The organism is Acinetobacter sp. UBA6526, assembly GCF_002434875.1.
GTDB lineage: Bacteria > Pseudomonadota > Gammaproteobacteria > Pseudomonadales > Moraxellaceae > Acinetobacter > Acinetobacter venetianus.
Genome location: NZ_DJLC01000016.1, coordinates 14,134 through 35,594, shown reverse-complemented (window position 1 = coordinate 35,594; position 21,461 = coordinate 14,134). Strand labels below are relative to the sequence as shown.

General features: G+C 37.2%; 22 protein-coding genes. 19 read left to right on the top strand and 3 right to left on the bottom strand.

Annotated elements, in window-relative coordinates; translation table 11 throughout:
- The first annotated feature begins 43 nt into the window (after positions 1-43).
- From B4237_RS01330 to B4237_RS01290, 9 genes are all read left to right on the top strand, one after another.
- Positions 44-520, top strand: coding sequence for a DUF6438 domain-containing protein (locus B4237_RS01330; protein WP_278595187.1), 477 nt, complete (start codon positions 44-46; stop codon positions 518-520).
- Positions 521-597: 77 nt separating this feature from the next.
- Positions 598-852 carry a hypothetical protein gene (locus B4237_RS01325; protein ID WP_004879727.1) on the top strand — a complete coding sequence of 85 codons (255 nt, stop codon included), beginning with the start codon at positions 598-600 and terminating at the stop codon, positions 850-852.
- A 3-nt stretch (positions 853-855) separates the two neighbouring features.
- Positions 856-1,602 (top strand): hypothetical protein, encoded by a 747-nt coding sequence (locus tag B4237_RS01320; RefSeq protein WP_004879724.1) that lies wholly within the window; start codon positions 856-858, stop codon positions 1,600-1,602.
- 82 nt (positions 1,603-1,684) lie between these two features.
- Complete coding sequence (locus B4237_RS01315) at positions 1,685-2,104, top strand: YeeE/YedE family protein (protein WP_278394345.1); 420 nt, start codon at positions 1,685-1,687, stop codon at positions 2,102-2,104.
- On the top strand, positions 2,101-2,511 hold the full coding sequence (locus B4237_RS01310) for a DUF6691 family protein (protein ID WP_257736185.1): 411 nt from the start codon (positions 2,101-2,103) through the stop codon (positions 2,509-2,511). The genes B4237_RS01315 and B4237_RS01310 overlap by 4 nt, the downstream gene beginning before the upstream one ends.
- A 10-nt stretch (positions 2,512-2,521) precedes the next feature.
- Complete coding sequence (locus B4237_RS01305; protein WP_278595188.1) at positions 2,522-3,394, top strand: MBL fold metallo-hydrolase; 873 nt, start codon at positions 2,522-2,524, stop codon at positions 3,392-3,394.
- 234 nt (positions 3,395-3,628) lie between these two features.
- Positions 3,629-4,327 (top strand): histidine phosphatase family protein, encoded by a 699-nt coding sequence (locus B4237_RS01300; RefSeq protein ID WP_286940895.1) that lies wholly within the window; start codon positions 3,629-3,631, stop codon positions 4,325-4,327.
- 16 nt (positions 4,328-4,343) lie between these two features.
- A complete protein-coding gene (locus B4237_RS01295) occupies positions 4,344-4,928 on the top strand; it encodes a uracil-DNA glycosylase family protein (RefSeq protein ID WP_278595190.1) in 585 nt (194 codons plus the stop codon).
- Between the two features lie 21 nt (positions 4,929-4,949).
- Positions 4,950-5,573, top strand: coding sequence for a class I SAM-dependent methyltransferase (locus tag B4237_RS01290; RefSeq protein WP_278595191.1), 624 nt, complete (start codon positions 4,950-4,952; stop codon positions 5,571-5,573).
- Here the strand turns inward: B4237_RS01290 and B4237_RS01285 are convergent.
- Entirely contained in the window at positions 5,565-6,053 is a 489-nt protein-coding gene (locus tag B4237_RS01285; protein WP_278595192.1) for a pyridoxamine 5'-phosphate oxidase family protein, read from the bottom strand. The two genes, B4237_RS01290 and B4237_RS01285, sit on opposite strands and share 9 nt — an antisense overlap.
- A gap of 119 nt (positions 6,054-6,172) precedes the next feature.
- The gene (locus B4237_RS01280; RefSeq protein WP_278595257.1) at positions 6,173-7,681 is read right to left on the bottom strand and encodes a phospholipase D family protein; all 1,509 of its coding nucleotides are present in this window, start codon (positions 7,679-7,681) and stop codon (positions 6,173-6,175) included.
- A gap of 279 nt (positions 7,682-7,960) precedes the next feature.
- On the opposite strand from B4237_RS01280, the gene B4237_RS01275 reads away from it, so the two are divergent.
- The 10 genes from B4237_RS01275 (at position 7,961) to B4237_RS01230 (ending at position 20,336) form a co-directional block, all read left to right on the top strand.
- On the top strand, positions 7,961-8,236 hold the full coding sequence (locus tag B4237_RS01275) for a metal/formaldehyde-sensitive transcriptional repressor (protein WP_007483111.1): 276 nt from the start codon (positions 7,961-7,963) through the stop codon (positions 8,234-8,236).
- 20 nt (positions 8,237-8,256) lie between these two features.
- On the top strand, positions 8,257-9,366 hold the full coding sequence (locus B4237_RS01270; protein ID WP_278595258.1) for an S-(hydroxymethyl)glutathione dehydrogenase/class III alcohol dehydrogenase: 1,110 nt from the start codon (positions 8,257-8,259) through the stop codon (positions 9,364-9,366).
- Between the two features lie 59 nt (positions 9,367-9,425).
- A complete protein-coding gene (locus tag B4237_RS01265; RefSeq protein ID WP_278595193.1) occupies positions 9,426-9,782 on the top strand; it encodes a winged helix-turn-helix domain-containing protein in 357 nt (118 codons plus the stop codon).
- Positions 9,783-10,031: 249 nt separating this feature from the next.
- Positions 10,032-11,858 (top strand): allophanate hydrolase, encoded by a 1,827-nt coding sequence (gene atzF / locus B4237_RS01260; protein ID WP_278595194.1) that lies wholly within the window; start codon positions 10,032-10,034, stop codon positions 11,856-11,858.
- Between the two features lie 18 nt (positions 11,859-11,876).
- The gene (gene uca / locus B4237_RS01255; RefSeq protein ID WP_278595195.1) at positions 11,877-15,482 is read left to right on the top strand and encodes an urea carboxylase; all 3,606 of its coding nucleotides are present in this window, start codon (positions 11,877-11,879) and stop codon (positions 15,480-15,482) included.
- Between the two features lie 6 nt (positions 15,483-15,488).
- On the top strand, positions 15,489-16,181 hold the full coding sequence (locus B4237_RS01250; protein WP_278595196.1) for a GntR family transcriptional regulator: 693 nt from the start codon (positions 15,489-15,491) through the stop codon (positions 16,179-16,181).
- A 133-nt stretch (positions 16,182-16,314) separates the two neighbouring features.
- Entirely contained in the window at positions 16,315-17,190 is an 876-nt protein-coding gene (locus B4237_RS01245; protein WP_278595197.1) for an AraC family transcriptional regulator, read from the top strand.
- Positions 17,191-17,197: 7 nt separating this feature from the next.
- Positions 17,198-18,202 (top strand): NAD(P)H-quinone oxidoreductase, encoded by a 1,005-nt coding sequence (locus tag B4237_RS01240; protein WP_278595198.1) that lies wholly within the window; start codon positions 17,198-17,200, stop codon positions 18,200-18,202.
- A gap of 113 nt (positions 18,203-18,315) precedes the next feature.
- Positions 18,316-19,188 (top strand): glyoxalase III HchA, encoded by an 873-nt coding sequence (gene hchA, locus B4237_RS01235; RefSeq protein ID WP_278595199.1) that lies wholly within the window; start codon positions 18,316-18,318, stop codon positions 19,186-19,188.
- Between the two features lie 140 nt (positions 19,189-19,328).
- The gene (locus B4237_RS01230) at positions 19,329-20,336 is read left to right on the top strand and encodes a 2-dehydropantoate 2-reductase (RefSeq protein WP_278595200.1); all 1,008 of its coding nucleotides are present in this window, start codon (positions 19,329-19,331) and stop codon (positions 20,334-20,336) included.
- Between the two features lie 62 nt (positions 20,337-20,398).
- Here the strand turns inward: B4237_RS01230 and B4237_RS01225 are convergent, their stop codons facing one another.
- A complete protein-coding gene (locus B4237_RS01225; RefSeq protein ID WP_278595201.1) occupies positions 20,399-21,274 on the bottom strand; it encodes a bile acid:sodium symporter family protein in 876 nt (291 codons plus the stop codon).
- Positions 21,275-21,461: the final 187 nt, after the last annotated feature.

The following is a 21,461-nucleotide window of genomic DNA, read 5'->3' as shown; positions in this document are numbered from 1 at the left end:
TATTTGTTAAATTTGAAGAACATACTTTATAACGGATCAACAAATGAAAAAATTATTACTTGCAGGTCTTTTTACATTTTCTTTAGTCGGCTGTGCAACGACACCCGACCAACCACAAGATACCATGCAAGAAACTATACGTTATTCTTCTAGTCCTTGTTTTGGCGCTTGCCCAATTTATTCTGTAGAGGTTTCGCCATATGGGGCTGTGCACTTTGATGGTAAGCAATATACGAAAGTTATTGGTACTCAAGATCTTACAGTTGATCCTTCTGTTTATAAAAAGCTCCAACAGGAACTTAAGACATATCGTCCTGAAACTGGTGCGAATGTTAAAACAACAGGTTGTGTGCAAACTGCTACTGATCAACCTAGTGCTTATTTTTGGTGGAAACGCCCAGATGGTACTGTTACGCGTTTAAGCCATTATCAAGGTTGTATTTCTCCAGCAAATGCTGAGTTAAATAAGTTAATTGAGAAATTACCGACATTGATTGGAATTGAAGATTTAGTACGTTAACTGATGCTGTAAAATTAGACAAAATTCGCAGTTATGTTAGTATAACGATACAACGCAATAATGCGGAGGATTCACAAATGACAGCTTTTACAAACATGCAAATGACAATGCAAGAAGAAGATAATCTTCCAAATCTTGCTGTTCAAGCATTTCGTGATGCTTTTAAGCAAGCTAGTGAATCTTCTACTGTCGTTTTCGCAAAAGATCATCAATTAATTGAGAAGTTACCTTCTGGTAAGATTAATGTGATTAAAGATATTTCTGCGGCATATACGTCGATTACAGCAACTCAAAAAGTACTTAAGCGTAAGAGAAAACAGGCTTTTATATAATAAATGCGTCAACCTCGTATTCGTATGTTTGCTGGGCCAAATGGTTCTGGTAAAAGTACAATAAAAGACTATTTATTGCCCCGACATATCGGGGCATATTTAAATGCAGATGAATTAGAAAAAGTCTTAAATCAAACACAAGTTTTAGATTTAGAGAGCTATCATAATCACCTTGAGCCACTAAAACTGCTTGAGTTTTTACGAAGTAAGAAGAAAAAATTAAACCACAATACATTTGCTTTACTTAGTCAAGAACCTCAGCAAATAAGTGAAAAGAAAATACGTTTTGCTCATCAAGATGTTGATTCATATTTAGCGGCTCGAATTATTGATTTTATTCGTTTAGAGTTTCTAAGATTAAAAATAAGCTTTACTTTTGAGACCGTGATGTCTCATATCAGTAAAGTCGAGTTCTTGAAAGAAGCACAAGCTCAAGGATTCAAAACATACTTATATTTTGTCTCTACTGTAGATCCTGAGATTAATATTGCTCGAGTTAAATATCGAGTAAGCACAGGCGGGCACCCTGTACCAGAACAGAAAATTCGTGATCGATATTTTAGAAGTATGGATTTACTTATGCAGGCGGTAGAAGTTACAGACAGAGCATTTTTATTTGATAATTCATCGGATGGACAAAAAGCTGCCTTTTTAGCTGAAATAGAACATGCTGAAATCTTAAGATTAAATCAAGTGGTTACTGAATTTCCAATATGGTTTGCAGATAAAGTTCTTTCAGAGTTTGAATAATTTGTATCAAAATGAATAAATAGCTTTAATGATTATACTTAATAATATATTATAAAAATATATAATGTATTGGGCAAAGCAAATGTCTAGCGTCATCTCAGCTTTAATCGGTGGTGGAATCCTCGGAATCGCAGTCGTAGGCTACCTCTATGTAAACGGTCGGATTGCGGGTATTAGCGGTCTACTCGCACAAGTATTACAACCAAAATCACTTTTAGCGAATCCAGCATTTTGGTTCTTGCTTGGATTATTTCTCACGCCATTTTTGTATGGATTGTTTGTACAACCTGAAATTAAGATTAATGTAGCTCCATTTAGCTTGATCTTTGCAGGTCTTTTAGTTGGCTTTGGTACACGTTTAGGTTCAGGCTGTACAAGTGGGCACGGTATCTGTGGTATGAGCCGTCTATCAATACGCTCAGTGATTGCGACGATGACATTTATGCTTGCTGGCATTGTGACTGTGTATGTGATTCGTCATGTTTTAGGAGCGGTAATATGAAAAATGTATTCGCTTTTATCTTTGGAAGCTTATTTGCTCTAGGTTTAATGGTCTCGGGTATGTCGAATCCAGAAAAAGTTCTAGGATTTTTAGATATTTTCGGTCAGTGGGATATTAGTTTAATGTTTGTGATGGTTGGCGCAATTGCAATTGCGATCATTCCATTCCAAAAAGCAATCCGTAATCCTAAAACCTTGTTTGGTGAAAAAATTTCTTTACCTACAAATACCCAAATCGACAAAAAGTTGATTTTAGGAGCAGTCATATTTGGTGTAGGTTGGGGTATTGCAGGAATTTGTCCAGCACCAGCAATTACTTTAATTGGTTTAGGTTATTCTGAAGCTTGGTATTTTATTGCTTCAATGTTACTGGGTATTTTTATTCACCGTTTATGGGCTGAACGATAGGAGCGTAAACATGCAACATCCTCAAGTTAAAGCTTTCTTTGATGAAAACACCAATACTTTTAGCTATGTGGTCAGTGATCCACAGACATTACAATGTGCCATTATCGATAGTGTGTTGGATTATGATGCAGCATCAGCTTCAACATCGACACACAGCGCTGATCATATTATTAAGTTTATTCAAGAAAATCAGCTTAAAACTGAGTGGATTTTAGAAACACATGTCCATGCGGATCATCTCACAGCATCTCAATATCTAAAATCGCAACTTGGTGGAAAGATTGCCATGAGCGAAAAGATTAGTATTGTTCAAGAAACATTTAGCGCAATTTATAATATTGATATTAAAACGTTGAATAGCCATCAAACATTTGACTATCTTTTTAAAGATCATGAGCATTTTAAAATTGGCGATCTAGATGCATATAACATTCCGACACCAGGACATACGCCTGCGTGTCTAAGTTATGTCATTGGTGATGCAGTTTTTGTTGGAGATACGTTGTTTATGCCCGATTATGGAACTGCACGTTGTGATTTTCCTAAGGGCAGTGCGGATATTTTATTTGAGTCAGTGCATAAGCTTTACGAATTACCCGACCAGATGCGAGTTTTCTTGTGCCATGACTATAAGCCGATCGGACGAAATGAATATCAATATGAAACCAGCATTGCGGCGCAAAAACAGACAAATATTCATCTTAATCTGAATACTCAAAAGCAAGATTTTGTTCGCATGCGTAATGCTAGAGATGCAACGCTATCCATGCCAAAATTGATTTTGCCATCCATTCAAATCAATATGGATGCTGGTCGTTTTCCTGAACCCGAACCGAATGGTATTCGTTATCTGAAACTACCTTTTAACTATTTTAAGCACTAATTTTTTTAATAAATGTCATTTTTCGGAATGGCATTTTTATATTTCTAAAATAGCCTAAGCAAAATTAAGTTTTAATTTTAGAGATTCTCGATACCTCTTAATTAGCAAGAACAAAAAATCTCATTATTAAGAAACCAAAATCTAAGAACTTAAAAAAAAATCTTTGTATTCAATAAAAAAGCTATGCTACAAATAGATCTCATTTTAGAACTCGAAATATTATAAGGTAATTTAATGACCACCATCTATTTAGTCAGACATGGTCAAGCTTCTTTTGGCAAAACAAATTATGATGAGCTTTCAGAAAATGGAGAAGCTCAAGCCAAAATCTTAGGGCAGTACTTTAAAAAAACGATAACTGAACAGCCGCTGATTATTTCTGGAGCAATGAAACGTCACCAACAAACGACTCAAATCGCATTAAATGAGTGTTTTCCTCTGGCTGATTATCAAACTAATGCTTTATGGAATGAGTTTAATCATCAACAAATTTTTTCACGTTATGAACCTAAATTTGAGCAACCAGAGTTATTGAAACAAGAGATTCATAACGAAATAGATCCAAGAACTTATTTAGCACAAATTTTCGATCAAGCGATACAGCGTTGGACAGATGAATCCTATCATCATGAATATGACGAGTCATGGATTGTATTCAAAACTCGTGTAGAAGTTGCATTACAAAATTTATGTACTGAATTGCAGAACACGCCAGTAAAAGAAGCCATCGTATTTACTTCTGCTGGAGTTATTTCAGTGATTGTTGGCAAATTACTTGAGTTAAATGTACAACGTACTTTTGCCTTAAGCTGGTCGATTGCAAATACGAGTATCACAACTTTAAAGCTGTTAAATGATGAACCACAACTTTTTAGTATGAATGAACATCAGTTTATTAAATCACAAAATCCAGATCTTTTGACATGGTTATAATTGAGGTTTAAAGATTTTGATCAAAGTAGAAACACATCCATTAAAGCCATTTTTGCCTTCCAATGCAAAGTTGTTAATGTTGGGAAGTTTTCCTCCACCTCAAAGTCGTTGGAAAATGGACTTTTATTATCCAAATTACCAAAATGACATGTGGCGAATATTTGGTTTGATCTTTTTTAAAGATAAAAATTATTTTTTAGATTTAACCAATAAAAATTTTCAAGAGCAAAAAATTCGTGAATTTTTGACTGAAATTGGTGTGGGGATATTTGATACGGCGTTCCAAGTAAAACGTCTACAAGGTAATGCATCAGATAAGTTCTTAGAGATTGTTACACCAACTAACCTCGCTCAATTGCTTAAACAGATTCCGAAATGTCATACCATTATGACAACAGGAGATAAAGCTACCGATACATTGATGCTACATTTTCCTGAGCAAAGCAATAAGCCCATGATTGGTCAGTCGGTACAAGTGAATTTTGAAAGTCGTGAACTTAATTTATACCGTTTACCATCTTCATCGCGTGCATATCCATTGGCCTTAGAGAAAAAAGCAGAAGCTTATCAGCATTTTTTTGAGCGGATTGGTTTGGTTTAATTATAAAAGCAGGGGAAATTAATGAATGATGTCGCTAGCCCAATTGACTTACGTAATTATAAGGATGCTATGGAATGGCAAGATACGGCGAATGTGAAACGCCCGTGGAGAAAGGATTTCTTTGAGTATTACGCCAGTCTGATTAAGCGTCATGCTTTTGATTCATGTCATATTTTGGAGTTGGGAGCAGGCCCTGGTTTTTTAGCACAGCATTTGCTATCACAATTGTCTGATATTAAATATACAGCTTTTGATTTTTCTGAGGCTATGCATCAGCTTGCACAACAGAAGTTAACCTCTTCTGAACGAGCCAGAGCTAATTATTTGATTGGGAATTTTAAAGAGCCTGATTGGCAAAGCGCTATAAAGCAAAAATATGACTTTATTATTATCCATCAGGCATTGCATGAGCTTCGACATAAAAAATATGCTGCCGATTTCCATATAACAGTAAAAAAATTATTAAAACCTAAAGGTTATTACTTGGTCTGTGACCATTTATGTGCGCCTCATGCCATGCAAAATGATCAACTTTATATGAATAAACAGGAGCATATCGGTGCTTTAAAGGAGGCATCTTTTGAAAATATTAAGATGCCTTTAGAAATAGAAGGATTGTGTTTATTTGAGATGAGTTTAGATTAAATTTTCCATCATTCTTGGATATTTGATCCATCTAAAATCATTGATTTTGATGTCACGGACATGGCTAAAATCAGACCAGATCAGTTGACTGCCTTTTGTCCATTGCAGTGGTTTCATACGCTGTTCTACTGCTAATTTCTCTTGTTCAGTGGCTGGACGTAAATCCCCAATTTCGACATATAAACGAACGCCCGGATAATCACTAAAATTTCCTTGAATCAGTGAGCTTAGCCAGAAAAGCTTTCCGCTATTAACTGCTTGAATACAGGCTTTAGGATTTTGAATTAGATTTTCTGCTAATTTTTCGGTAAATGTATCAAATAAATAAGCAGTTTGATTCTCATTGAGAAAAACGGTGCCGATAGGCGTAATATTGGGTTGACCATATTGATCGACTGTAGCAATTGAAACATGCATTGATGTCTTTTGTTCAAGTTTAAAAATTTTTTGAATATTTCTCCAGTCTTTTTCTAGAATCATGTGCTTGTCCTTATTATTGTTTCTCAAGTTAATTTAGCACAACAAAGTTGAAATAATATCGCTATTTGATCTTTTCTTATTTGTCAATTCGGCAAATTTTACTATGTAGAAAAGTTGATTTACATCATCCATTCCACTGGAAAATAAGACACAAAGTGCATGGTAAAACGCTGAAATTTCGTGCTTTCAGGATCATGATCATGTTTTATCACTTCACCATCTGATCTATGTTCATACCAAACAATATTGCCATTTTCATCAAGTTTAAGTTGGTAAGCGACTTGTAATAAATGTTGATCAAGCAAAGCTGTAATTTGATCTTGTAAATGATCTGACTCAACTACTAAGCCAACTTCAGTATTTAAATGAGCAGAGCGAGGGTCAAAATTAAATGAGCCAATAAAAACTTTACCATCAACATCAAAAAACTTGGCATGTAAGCTAGAACGGTTTTTACCTTTTTTAGGAATTACGCTACCAGTAGCGATTTCGTACCACGTCCGTTTATTGCGTTCAATATTTGGCTTAAATTCATAGAGTTGTATACCATTTTTTAATAATGGTTTACGGTATTTACTATAAAAAGAATGCACAACAGCGACATCATTTGCCACCAAACTATTGGTTAAAACTCTTACTTTGATGCCATTCTGAGAAAGCTCACTGAGATATTGGGTACCACGTTGCGTTGGAACGAAATAAGCAGAGACAAGCTCCATATGCTGTGCAGGTTTGCCCATGATTTTTAAAACTTGAGAATACAATAATTCCTGATCTTTTGCTTTTCCCAAGGCTTTATTGGGATGATCCGCTACAAAATGTGCCTTTGCCCATTGAATAGGGTAGTTCTGTAGACGAATTTTTAAATAATCTTGAGCAGCCTCTAACTTTTCTTCTGTAGGTGTATTCACCTCATCCAAAGCTTGATAGGTTAGTTTCAAACTTTCCAATTGTTGTGGTTTACCATCACCCAAAAGTTGTTCTGTTGAATAACTGAGGGGATCATTCCAAAATTCTTCAAACACTTGTTCAGCACGATCTACGGCTTTGCCGTAGAAGAGAATGTCCATATCACTAAACTGGAACTGATCACTTGCCTCAAAATATTCACTACTAATGTTACGACCACCTGTTACTGCAATAGAAGCATCGGCAATCGTTAATTTATTGTGCATACGATGATTGATACGATTTAGTCTAAAAATATAGTCAATAAAACGTAAATGTCTAAATTTATATGGATTGAAAATTCTAATTTCAAAATTTGGATGTTGTGAAAGGGCTTTCAAGGTTTTATCGAGTTTAATGCCATTCTGGTCATCGATTAACAATCTAACTTTAACGCCTCGATCAGCTGCATTAAGCAATTCATGCAGCATCATGTTACCAATGGCATCGTCATTCCAAATGTAATATTGTAAATCGAGATGATGTTTTGCATTTCTAATGAGATGAATACGCGAGGCAATACTTAAAAAGGCATCATCTAATGCTAAAAAAGCTGTTAAACCGTTTTCAATATTAAGATCGGCTTGAGGATCGTTCATCCATTTTGTTTTTGTTTGCAAGGATTTACTCCGATCATGGATTTGATTGGGAGGCAATGAACAGCCACTTATTCCTAATATGATAACAAGCGTTGTAATCTTAAAATGGTATGAATTGTTTATCATTTTATTTATCAAGCGTATGAATCCAATAGCAATTTGCATGTGATTGATTTTGTTATATATCTAAACGCTTTTTGTTTCCATGGGTTAAATGTAATTGGTAATTTAATCAATGACTTATAGTTTTAATTCAACTAACTAAATAACTAGAATATTAAAGTATATAAATCAATAAATATTGAGGCAAAGTACTATACTGGTGTATAGTATATTTTTAGATTTAATGTGGTCGACATTATGCCTAAACAGATAGAGGATAAAAAAAAGATTCTCACACGTGTAAAACGAATTCAAGGTCAAGTTCAAAGTGTTGAGCGAGCTTTGGAAAATGACACAGAATGTGCTGATATTTTGCAGCAAATCTGTGCAGTTCGTGGAGCATTAAATGGTTTGATGACTGAACTTCTCGAAATTCATTTAAAAGATACATTGGTTGTCGGTGAATCTTCAGAGTTGCAACGCAGTCAAGAGCTAACTCAGGTCAGTAAAATTCTTAAATCTTATTTAAAGTAAAATTCAGGAGTGTCATCGTGATTAAATCTCGTGCAGCCGTTGCTTTTGCCGCTGGTGAACCATTACAAATCGTAGAACTTGATGTTGAACCACCTAAAGCAGGTGAAGTCCTCATTAAGATTAGCCATACTGGTGTATGCCATACGGATGCTTTTACTTTATCTGGTGATGATCCAGAAGGTGTTTTTCCAGCTGTATTGGGACATGAAGGTGCAGGTGTCGTTGTGCAGGTCGGTGAAGGTGTAACCAGTGTTGCTGTTGGTGACCATGTTATTCCACTATATACGGCAGAGTGTAAAGAGTGTTTATTCTGTAAGTCAGGTAAAACTAACCTTTGTGTTGCTGTACGTGCAACTCAAGGTAAAGGTGTGATGCCTGATGGTACAACACGCTTTTCTTATAATGGTCAACCGATCTATCACTACATGGGCTGTTCTACTTTTAGTGAATATACGGTTGTTGCTGAAGTATCTTTGGCCAAAATCAATCCAGAAGCCAATCACGAACAAGTGTGTTTGTTGGGCTGTGGTGTAACGACAGGTATTGGTGCGGTACACAACACAGCTAAAGTACAAGAAGGTGATAGTGTTGCTGTATTTGGTTTAGGCGGTATTGGTCTTGCGGTTGTACAAGGTGCTCGTCAAGCCAAAGCAGGACGAATTATTGTGATTGACACCAACCCTGAAAAGTTTGAACTTGCAAAACAGTTTGGCGCGACTGATTGCCTAAATCCAAAAGATTATGATCAACCAATCCAACAAGTGATTGTTGAAATGACAGGTTGGGGGGTAGATCATTCATTTGAATGTATTGGCAATACCAACGTTATGCGTTCAGCCTTAGAATGCGCACATCGTGGTTGGGGGCAATCTGTGATTATCGGTGTTGCTGGTGCTGGCCAAGAAATATCAACACGTCCATTCCAGTTAGTGACTGGTCGTAAATGGATGGGTACAGCATTTGGTGGCGTTAAAGGGCGTACACAATTACCAAAAATGGTTGAAGATGCAATGAAGGGTGAAATTCAACTTGAACCATTCGTAACGCATACTATGCCATTGGAAAATATCAATGAAGCATTTGACTTAATGCACGAAGGTAAATCGATTCGTACAGTAATTCATTTCTAAATCGTATTATTTAGAATAGATGATGCGCAATGTGTCATCTATTCTTTGGGTTTAAATCAATGTCAAAGCCTCGTTTAAAAATACATGTTCGAATATTGTCTAATGATGAGATTGCATTTGGTCCAGGTAAAGCTGAGTTATTAGAAGCAATTCAACGCACAGGTTCTATTTCTCAAGCAGCAAAGTCGATGAACATGAGTTATCGACGCGCATGGCAGCTTGTAGATACCATGAACCAATGTTTCGACTCAGCACTCGTTGAGACTCAAACGGGCGGAACGCATGGTGGTGGTGCAGTCGTAACTGAATTCGGTCAAACGATCTTAAAAAAATTTAGAGTAATGGAAAATCAAGCTGCGCAAGCGATTCAACAGGATTTTGATGAATTGTCAGGTTTATTAAAACGAAATGAATAACCCAGATATTGAAGATTTATAAAAATAATAATGCACAGTTTAGAAGCCAGTTTGCTTATGTCATTTTAAATTGCTGAATTATGGAGCAAGCAAAATTCATAGAAGCTCTTTTTCGTATCATCGCAAAGCAAAAATTTTTAATAAAAATTATAAAATAAAGATAAATTGTTATTTTTTATAACAAAAATAAGGTTGGCATACTTTCTGCATTTATTAATTCAAACTTGTATACAAGATAGGATTCATAAAGTGCGTGAGATAAAAACTTTAGGCTGGACAGTTTCTGAATGGCAAACAGCTTATTTAAAAAATGAAATCCAGTTAGATAACTTGAAAGAATTAGTGACAGCAATTCATCCACAAGATTGTGCGTGGATTTCAGTAGCAAGTACAGATTTAATTGAACAACAGATCCAAGCACTGAACGCTTTAACTCAAAACGCTGGAGACTTACAAAAACAATTTCCATTGTATGGCGTTCCGTTTGCAGTTAAAGACAATATTGATGTTACAGGCTTTGTGACGACAGCTGCATGTAAGGCATTGACTCAAATTGCCGACCAAGATGCTGAGACAGTTCGTTTGCTCAAACAAGCAGGTGCGATTGTGATTGGTAAAACCAATCTCGATCAATTTGCAACAGGGCTTGTTGGAACACGCTCTCCATTTGGTGCAGTGCCAAATACATTTAAATCTGAATATGTGAGTGGTGGTTCAAGTTCAGGTTCAGCAAGTGTTGTTGCACGAGGCTTTGTTCCTTTTGCTTTAGGAACTGATACGGCTGGCTCTGGTCGTGTTCCAGCGGGATTTAACAACATTGTTGGATTGAAACCAACCAAAGGCCGTTTTTCTAATCGTGGTTTATTGCCTGCATGTAAAACACTAGATTGTATTTCGATCTTCGCATTGACTGTGAGCGATGCTGAGCTTGTCGCCAATGTTGTTGAGGCATACGATGCACTCGATAGCTATTCAAGAAAACATCCTAAAAATGTTCCAGCACGCTTTTCGAGCAAAATGAAATTTGCTGTGCCAGCACAACTTAACTTTTTTGGTGATACTCAAGCCGAAACTGCATTTCAAAAAACAATTCAACTGCTTGAATCACTGAATGCTGAAATCACAAATATTGATTTCTCAGATTTTGAAAAACTTGCTGCTCAACTTTATCAAGGCTCATGGGTCGCGGAACGGACAGCAGCCGTTGAAGACTTACTAAAAACCAATGCTGATGATTTTGATCCAACTGTTTTAGAAATCATTCAACAAGGTGAAAAATATACGGCGATCGATGCATACAATGCTGAATATTTAAAACAAGATTTGGCACGAAAAATTCAAGAAACATTGGCTGAATTTGATGCCTTAATCGTACCAACAACACCGACGATTTATACCATTGAACAAGTACAGCAGCATCCGATCGAGTACAACGCACATTTTGGAACGTATACCAACTTTACCAATCTTGCTGATTTAAGTGCATTGGCTTTACCCGCAGGCTTTAGAGCAGATCATTTACCCTTTGGCATTACCTTGATTGCACCTGCTTGGCACGATGCTGCGCTCGCGCATTTTGGTAAAGCTTGGCAAAACTATTTAGCGCTGAAATTAGGTGCTTTAGACAAAAGTGTACCTTCAAATAGTTCAACTGTTATTTCACCACATCATATTCGCGTTGCCGTGGTTGGTGCACATCTAACGGGCATGCCACTGAATTTCCAACTCACCACGCGTGATGCGGTTCATGTTGAAACCACGAAAACCTCTAAGAATTATGCGCTTTACGCACTCAATGGAACGATTCCGCCTAAACCGGGCTTAGCACGTCAAGAGGATGGGCAAAGCATTATCGTTGAATTGTGGGATGTGCCAACAGCGCGTTTCGGCGAATTTGTAGCAGAAATTCCAACACCTTTAGGCATGGGGAATGTCGAACTAGAAGATGGTCGTTGGGTGAAAGGCTTTATCTGTGAGCCTTATGGCTTAGGTGATGCGGAGAATATTAGTCACTTTGGCGGTTGGAGAGCTTACATCCAGTACCGCAATAGCCAAACAGCAAATACAACACTTTAATTTTTTTGGGGAATCATCATGTTTAAAACAGTACTTATTGCAAACCGTGGTGAAATTGCTGTGAGAGCAATTCGAACGCTTAAAAAATTAGGTATTACCAGTGTAGCTGTATATTCAGACAGTGATCGTTACGCGCAGCATGTTGAAGATGCTGATATTGCTGTTGCTTTAGAGGGTTTGAAACCTGCTGATACCTATTTGAGCATTGAAAAGCTGATACAAGCTGCGAAACAAACAGGAGCAGAAGCCATTTTTCCCGGCTACGGTTTCTTGTCTGAAAGCGCTGATTTTTCACGCGCATGTGAAGAAAATAATATTGCTTTTATGGGGCCAACGGCGGAGCAAATTTTAGAGTTTGGGTTAAAGCATCGTGCGCGTGAGTTGGCGGCCGCTGCAAATGTGCCGATGACACCGGGAACAGGATTGCTGGATAGTTTGCAAGAGGCTTTAGCTTCGGCTGATCGAATTGGTTATCCGATCATGTTAAAAAGTACCGCTGGTGGAGGTGGTATTGGTTTAACACGTTGTGATACACCACAAGCATTAACGGATGCCTATGAAAGTGTAAAACGCTTAGGCGAGCAATTCTTTAAAGATGCGGGCGTATTTATAGAATGCTTTATTGATAAAGCACGTCATGTCGAAGTCCAAATTTTTGGTGATGGTCAAGGTCAAGTGGTTGCATTTGGTGAGCGTGATTGTTCATTGCAACGACGTAACCAAAAGGTAGTCGAAGAAACACCTGCTGCAAATCTACCAGAAGCAACCCGCAAAAAATTGCATCAGGCGGCGGTGGAACTCGGACAATCTGTAAACTACCGCAGCGCGGGTACAGTTGAGTTCATTTATGATGCAAAACGTGATGAATTCTATTTTCTGGAAGTCAATACACGTTTACAAGTTGAGCACCCTGTAACTGAAATGGTGACAGGCTTAGATTTAATCGAATGTATGCTTAAAGTTGCTGCTGGCGATGAACTGGACTGGAATTATTTAAGCAATATTCAGCCGCAAGGTGCCGCAATTGAGGTTCGTGTTTATGCCGAAGACCCAGCGAAAAACTTCCAGCCAAGTCCGGGTGTTTTGACCGAAGTTGCATTCCCTGAAGATATCCGTGTCGATACATGGGTGAAAACAGGAACGGAAATATCGCAATATTTTGATCCGATGATCGCCAAAATTATCGTCCATGCAGATGATCGTGCAGCTGCAATTGAAAAGTTAAAAACAGTATTGGCTGAAACTCGCTTAAATGGTATTAGTACCAACTTAGATTATGCACGTGCTATTGTGTCGGATGAGCGTTTTGAAAGTATGCAAATCTGGACACGGATGCTCGATGATTTTAACTATGCACCGAATGTGATTGAAGTCGTACAAGCAGGTACTTTGAGTTCGATCCAAGATTATCCAGGTCGTACAGGATATTGGGATATTGGCGTGCCGCCATCAGGGCCTATGGATGATTATGCATTTCAGCTTGCCAATCGAATCGTGGGTAATGACGCAAAAGCCGCAGGTTTTGAATTTACTCTTGTCGGGCCAACATTAAAGTTTCACGCAAATACAACGATTGCACTTACGGGCGCAAGCTGTAAGGTATTGCTGGATGAAACTGAAATTGATTTTTGGAAACCCATTACAGTTAAAGCAGGTCAAACTTTAAAAATTGGACAAGTTGAATCAGGTTGCCGTACTTACTTAGCTGTACGTGATGGTTTAGATGTTCCATTGTATTTAGGTAGTCGATCAACATTTGCACTGGGTAATTTTGGTGGTCATGCAGGGCGTACTTTACGCGTTGGTGACATGATCAAGTTAGTTGATCCTGCATTCGCCAGTGCCGAGCTACCTGTTGCAATTGATAGACCGCAAGCATTATCAACTGATTTAATTCCTGAATATGGCAATGAATGGGAAATCGGTGTCTTATATGGACCGCACGGCGCACCTGATTTCTTTAAATCTGAATATATAGAAGAATTTTTTGCATCTGAATGGACAGTACATTTTAACTCAAACCGTTTAGGTGTTCGTCTTTCTGGCCCTACACCAAGCTGGGCACGAGAAAATGGCGGTGAGGCAGGTCTACATCCATCCAATGTGCATGACTGTGAATATGCCATTGGTGCGATCAACTTTACAGGTGATTTTCCTGTCATTTTGGCAAAAGACGGCCCAAGCTTAGGCGGTTTCGTTTGCCCAGTCACTATTGCTAAAGCAGAGCTGTGGAAAGTCGGACAGCTCAAAGCAGATGATAAAATTCGTTTTTATCCGATGTCAGTTGAGCAAGCAAATGCGCTTGAGCTTAAACAAAAAGCCAATATTGAAAACTTTGCAAACGCTGAAAATGCTGCTGAAATTATTGAACCCACTGAAAATGTCAGTACCACCATTTTAGCGCAACGTGATGAAACAGACGTTTCCCCAAAAACAGTTTATCGCCAAGCAGGTGATAGTTATATCTTGCTTGAATACGGTGAAAATGTTCTGGATTTAGCATTGCGATTACGCGTACATCAATTGATTCAAATGATTCGTGATGCTGACATTGCAGGGGTATTGGAACTGTCTCCGGGTGTGCGTTCACTACAAATCAAATATGATGGTCTCGTGATTCTACAAGCTGATTTAATTAGCAAACTTCTTCAGCTTGAAGCAGAAATGGGCGATTTGAGTAACCTTAAAATCCCATCTCGTATCGTTCATTTACCTATGGCATTTGAAGATAGTGCAACACTAGGAGCTGTTGAACGTTATCAAGAAAGCGTATGTGCCAAAGCACCTTGGTTGCCAAATAACGTCGATTTCATCCAACGCATTAATGGTTTAGCACATCGTGATGAAGTCAAAGATATTATCTTTGATGCCAATTATTTAATTTTGGGTTTAGGCGATGTTTATTTAACTGCGCCATGTGCCGTACCAATCGATCCACGCCATCGTTTATTGAGCTCAAAATACAATCCTGCGCGTACTTTTACGGCTGAAGGCACTGTGGGTATTGGTGGGATGTACATGTGTATTTACGGTATGGATTCACCCGGTGGTTATCAATTGGTTGGACGTACTTTGCCAATTTGGAATAAGTTCAAGAAAAATAAACAGTTTGGTGACAAACAATGGTTTTTAAAATTCTTTGACCAAATTAAATATTTCCCAGTCACTGAGGATGAGCTGAATCAATGGCGTGCAGACTTTGAAAATGGTCGTGCTGAAATCAAAATCGAAGAGACTGAGTTTGATTATGCCTCTTATGTAAACTTCTTGGAAAATGAAGCAGAGAGTATCGCTGCATTTAAAGAGAAACAACAACATGCATTTACAACGGAAGTCAGTCGTTGGAAAGAAGAGTTCTCAACTCAAGCCGAGGAGCAAATAGAGCTTCCAAATGACGTGGACTATAGCCATCTTTCCTCACTTAATGCTTCTATGACAGGCAATATCTGGAAAATTTTTGTAGAAAGTGGGCAGGAGGTCAAAAAAGGTGAAACTGTTGCTATTATTGAAGCAATGAAAATGGAACTCCCTGTGTATGCTGAGGAAGATGGCATAGTGAAAGCAATTATTTGTCGCGCAGGGCAAACTGTTCACAGCGGTGAACCGTTGGTGTATATGGAATAGGTGCCAATGAAAGAGACAAAAATAACAACTAAAGGCTCAGACAGTTTGTCTGAGCTAGTTTACCAACGCATCAAGAATGATATCTTCGATTTCAAATTGATGCCCGGTGAACGCTTTACTGAGTCCGAAGTTGCAAAGGCCTATGATGTGAGTCGTACCCCAATCCGACAAGCATTGTATCGTTTGCAACAGGAAGGCTATGTTGATGTGAGTTTTCGCAGCGGTTGGCAAATCCGACCGCTGAATTTTCGTTATTACGAAGAGCTTTATGATGTGCGGATTGTGTTAGAAAAAGATGCTATTCGAAAACTTTGTTATATCGATCATCAAAACTCGGTTGAACTGTCCGTTTTAAAAGATTTTTGGATGGTTGAACCAAGCCAATATTTGAAAGATATCAAGCAACTTTCTCAGCAAGATGAAGATTTTCATTGTGCTTTAGTTCGTGCTGCTGGAAATAATGAAATGGCACGGATTCATCGAGACTTGAGTGAACGCATTCGTATCATTCGTCGCTTAGATTTTTCCAAAGATTATCGTGTTGAGGCAACTTATCAAGAGCATCAAAAAATTTTAGGTTTTATCTTTAATCGAAAAGTCGATGAAGCGATCAATGCAATCGAAGCGCACATCATGCAAAGCCGTGATGAAGTCAAAAAGATTACCTTGCAGATGTTGGATTCGAGTCAGTTTTATTAAACTTTTCCAATTTTCAAAAAGATTTATTTTTACGGAAACTGTTTTTGTTATGCCTAATTCTGCATAAAACTAACAGTTTCCATTGTTTTAATATTTAATAATAAATATCAAATTCTAACTCATCAGATCACCTATGATGAATCAACAACAGCTCATTCCTTTATTCCTTAAACTGGTTCGTAAAGAAGGCTTCTTTGCCACAGCGATTGATGGTATTACCTTGATGCGCGTAGATCACAACACACCTCCAATTTCGGTATTGCAAGAACCAACGCTTGTTTTCGTTTTACAAGGTAAAAAGCGCGGATATATAGCAAAAGAAACTTATTCATTTGAACAAGGTGAATGCTTAATCGTATCTGTTTCAATGCCATTTGATTGTGACACGATTGCAAGTTCAGAACAGCCGATGATTGCTGTTAGCATGAAGTTAGATGCCGATACCGTGAATGAATTGCTTGCTAAAACTTATTTTGAGAATTATCAATTTACCCCACTCACAACTGGGATGAGTGTCATTCAATACGATGAAACAATTTCATCTGTGCTTTTGAGACTATTAAATACCTTAACTTCCGAACAAGACATATTAATTCTCGGAGATCAAATTAAGCGTGAGCTGTTATACCGAGTTATTCAACACTCTGGGGCAGATGCTTTAAAGGGGCTTGTTGTACAGGGAAATCTAAGACCTATTTATAAGATTTGTGAATATATTCAACATCATTTTACTGAAAAATTGACAGTTGAAATGCTTGCTGAACAAGCAAATATGAGTACATCTGCCTTTCACAAAGCATTTAAACAAGTTACTCAACATTCACCATTACAATATTTAAAAGTTGTTCGGTTGCATAAGGCAAAACAATTGTTGCAAAACGCAGACCAAAGTGTTGCCCAAGCCGCTTATGCTGTTGGTTATCAAAGTTCTTCTCAATTTAGTCGAGAGTTTAAAAAACAGTTTGGTTTTTCTCCTAATCAGACTGAAGTAAATATAGATAAGGAATGATTAAATCATGAATCAGAATAGTAGAGAACAAATGCAATATATCGAAATTACTGAAGCAGGCGGTCCTGAAGTTCTAAAAGTTGTACAGGGTGAGAAACCTGAGATTAAAGAAGATGAAGTATTAATTGAAGTTTATGCAACGGGTATAAATCGACCAGATATTTTACAACGGCAAGGACTTTACCCAATGCCTAAAGGCGTAACGTTAATTCCCGGTTTAGAAGTTGCAGGTGTTATTGTCGAAATTGGTTCCAAAGTAGAAAAATTTAAAGTTGGTGACAAAGTCTGTGCGCTGACCAATGGTGGTGGTTATGCAGAATATTGTGCAGTACCCGCTAATCAAACCTTAACTATGCCCAAAAATTTAAGTTTTGTAGAAGCAGCCGCTATTCCAGAAACTTATTTTACAGTTTGGGCAAATTTATTTCAGATTGGTCATTTGAAAAAGAATGAAACAGTGCTTATTCATGGTGGAGCAAGCGGAATTGGCTCAACAGCAATTAGTCTATGTCATGCGATGGGTATCCAATCTTATTCTACAGTTGGACATGATGATAAAGTCGAAAAATTGGCTTCTATGTCAAATGTTATCAATTACAAAACCCAAGATTTTGAAAAGGAAGTTTTAGCATTAACTGATGGAAAAGGGGTTGATGTCATTCTCGATATCATTGGAGCAGCCTATTTCAATCAGAACTTGCGATTGTTAAAACGTGATGGTCGATTGGTCATTATTGGTTTTATGGGTGGTCGAAAAGTAGATGGTTTTGATATTCAAGAATTAATGTTGAAACGAGCTGTCGTGACAGGATCGACCATGCGAGCCAGAACAAATGATGAAAAAGCAAAAATTACTCGAGAGCTTGAGCAATTTGTTTGGCCATTGATTGAAGCAGGACAATGTAAACCAATTATTTATAAAACATTTGCTTTTGAAGACGTTGCTCAGGCACATCAGTGCCTTGAGAGCAGCCAGCATATTGGTAAAGTGGTATTAGAACTTAAATCTTAGTTTATGCCTAATTATGTTCATTCCATGCCTGTTTATATTTAAAACTTGAGCATGGCGAAGCCTTGAAGCAGTATGTGTTTATTAAACAATAACATATGATGAGGAATCTCAAAATGACTACAAATTTAGATGATCGTAATCCAACTCCAGATCTTGCTGAAGATAATGCTTTTTTTCCATCTCCATATTCACTCAGTCAATATACTTCAGCCAAAACAGATTATGACGGCACAACTTATCCTACTCCATATAAAGGCGATAAAAAAATCTTAATGATTGCAACGGATGAACGTTATATCTTGATGCAAAATGAGAAATTCTTTTCAACAGGAAATCATCCTGTAGAAATGTTATTGCCGATGTTTCATCTAGATAATGCAGGCTTTGAATTTGATATTGCTACACTTTCTGGAAATCCTGTAAAACTAGAAATGTGGGCAATGCCAAATGAAGAGCAAGTTGTGTTGGATACTTATAAAAAGTATGAAAAGCAATTAAAAGCACCGCTTAAACTTGCTGATATTTTAGAAAATGCATTAAGTGTTGATTCGCCATATGCAGGCGTATTTATCCCCGGAGGTCATGGTATACTGGCAAAAATACCACATAGCACAGAAGTAAAAGCGTTATTAAAGTGGGCAATGGATCATGATAAATATGTGATTACTTTGTGTCATGGTCCTGCATCTTTACTCGCCGCTGCTCTAGGTGAAGCACCAGAGGATTTTATCTTCAAAGATTATCAGGTTTGTGTATTCCCTGATGCTTTAGATAAAGGGGCAAACATTGATATTGGTTATATGCCAGGACAGCTTCCTTGGTTAGTTGGTGAAAACCTTGAAAAGTTAGGCGTCAAGATTTTGAATAAAGGGATTACAGGTCAGGTACATAAAGATCGAAAGCTTTTAACGGGAGATAGTCCGCTAGCGTCCAATAATTTAGGTAAGCTTGCTGCAACAACGTTATTGGCTGATCCAAATCTTTAATGAATACTACATAGTAAAAAGCTCAACTTAGTGTTGGGCTTTTTTATGAAAATTAAAACTTTGTAAAGTAAATGACAAACTGACCAATAAAAATTGTTTAAATTAATAAAAGTTGGAAATTAGAAGCCGAAGGGAAATGAATGAAAGTTTGTATTTACGGTACAGGGAGTATTGGTTGTTATCTAGGTGGGAGATTGGCTGCGGTAGGAGTTAATGTCGATTTTATCGTTCGTCCTTCAGTAAAACAGCAACTTCAACATCACGGTCTGACTGTCTCAGATTATTTAGGACGAAGACAAACAATTTCATTGGATGCGCTTCAGTTATACGATTCGGCGGATCTTGCTAATCAGGCAGACATCATTTTTGTTTGCGTAAAATCAGCAGCAACTCAACAAGTTGCAACTGAGTTAAATATGATTTTAAAGAAAAGAACCATTATTATTAGTTTCCAAAATGGTTTAAGCAATGTAGGTGTCTTAAAACAGTTTCTAGATGGTCATACAGTGCTAGAGGGTATGGTGCCTTTTAACGTTGCAGCTCTTGGAAATGGTGTATTTCATCAAGGTACTGAAGGAACTTTATCTGTTAAGAAAAATGATGGTTTAACTGAATTAATCCAAGCCTTTCAGCAAGCACATTTAGCAATAAAATTAGAACAAGACATGCAAGCGATTCAATGGGCAAAATTACTATTAAATCTAAATAATTCAATTAATGCATTATCACAATTACCATTAAAACAACAACTCTCTATTCGTGAGTATCGACAGTGTTTAGCAATAGCCCAACTAGAGGCATTAAGTTTGCTAAAAATAGCAAAAATAAAACCCGCCCAGTTAACCACGATACCGGCTCGCTTCATTCCAAATATTTTGAAATTACCAAATCCTATTTTTAATCTTGTCAGTAGGAAAATGTTGGAAATTGATCCCCATGCAAGATCATCAATGGCTGATGACTTACTCTCTGGAAAGAAAACAGAAATTGACTGGATTAATGGTGAAGTTGTAAAACTAGCAGAACAGCTAAATTTAAAAGCACCGATTAATCAGAAGTTAATTGAGTTGATTAAACAAGCTGAATCAACAATACAATCAAAAGCATGGTCAGGAGTAGAGCTTAAATCAGAGTTAATGTCTCTATAATCGCTTTCGCATAAAAAAGCGTATAACTTATATACGCTTATATTTAGATTAATATTGTATGTTTATTGGGCAATTACAGCATCTTTAGCGCTGAATTTAGTAATCAATATTCCAAATATAGTCGCAAAAATATACATGAATATTGAATACACTGCTGCTGGCATAGCAATGGTAGTACTTGCCATAATTGTAAGCGCAATGGTCATTGCTAAAGTACTGTTATGAATACCAATTTCAAATGCACATGCTCGTGCTTGATATGAGCTAATACCCATAATACGTGGTACAAAATATCCAACCATAAGACTGATCGCGCAGAATAGTGCTGTTGCAAGACCAATCTGGCCAAGATAATCAATTAAATTATTTCGCTCTTTAATAATCGCACCTAAAATAATAATTACGAGAAATACTACCGCGAAGATTCGGACAGGACAATTTAGCTTCTCAGCAATTTGTGGCGCATAGTGACGAATAATCATCCCAATACATACAGGCACTAAAATAATCAAAAAAACTTGTAAAACCTTAGTGAATTGTAGACCGACTTGCTGGCCTTCATTCATGAAATGCAAGATTGAAAAGTTCACAATAAAAGGCAGAAAAACGGCTGCAACAATTGCATTTATTGCAGTTAAAGTAATATTCAGTGCGATATCACCTTTATATAAATAGCTAAATAAATTGGCGGTTGTTCCTCCCGGTGAAGCTGCCAACAGCATTAATCCCACTGCTAAAAGTGGGGGAAGTGCTAATATTTTGCAAATTAAAAAAGCAATACCCACCAATAGAATCAACTGGCAGAACAAAGCGATTAAAACTGCTTTGGGATGTTTGCTAACTCTTGCGAAGTCTTTAAGTGTTAATTCTAAACCCATACCTGCCATGACGATCGCTAAAGCAATAGGCAAAAATATTGTGATCAATCCTGAATCCATAACCGTACTTTCCTAAGTCATATTCTTTTGATAAATAATTGCTGTTTTGTTTGATTTGGTCATTACCAAGAAAAATCTTGAATGATCTAAATTTGATTTAGTACTTTAAACATATATTTATTTGAAAAGAAAATCTGTCAACTACACGACAACTGATACTTTTACTGATCTTTTTGATTAAAATAAA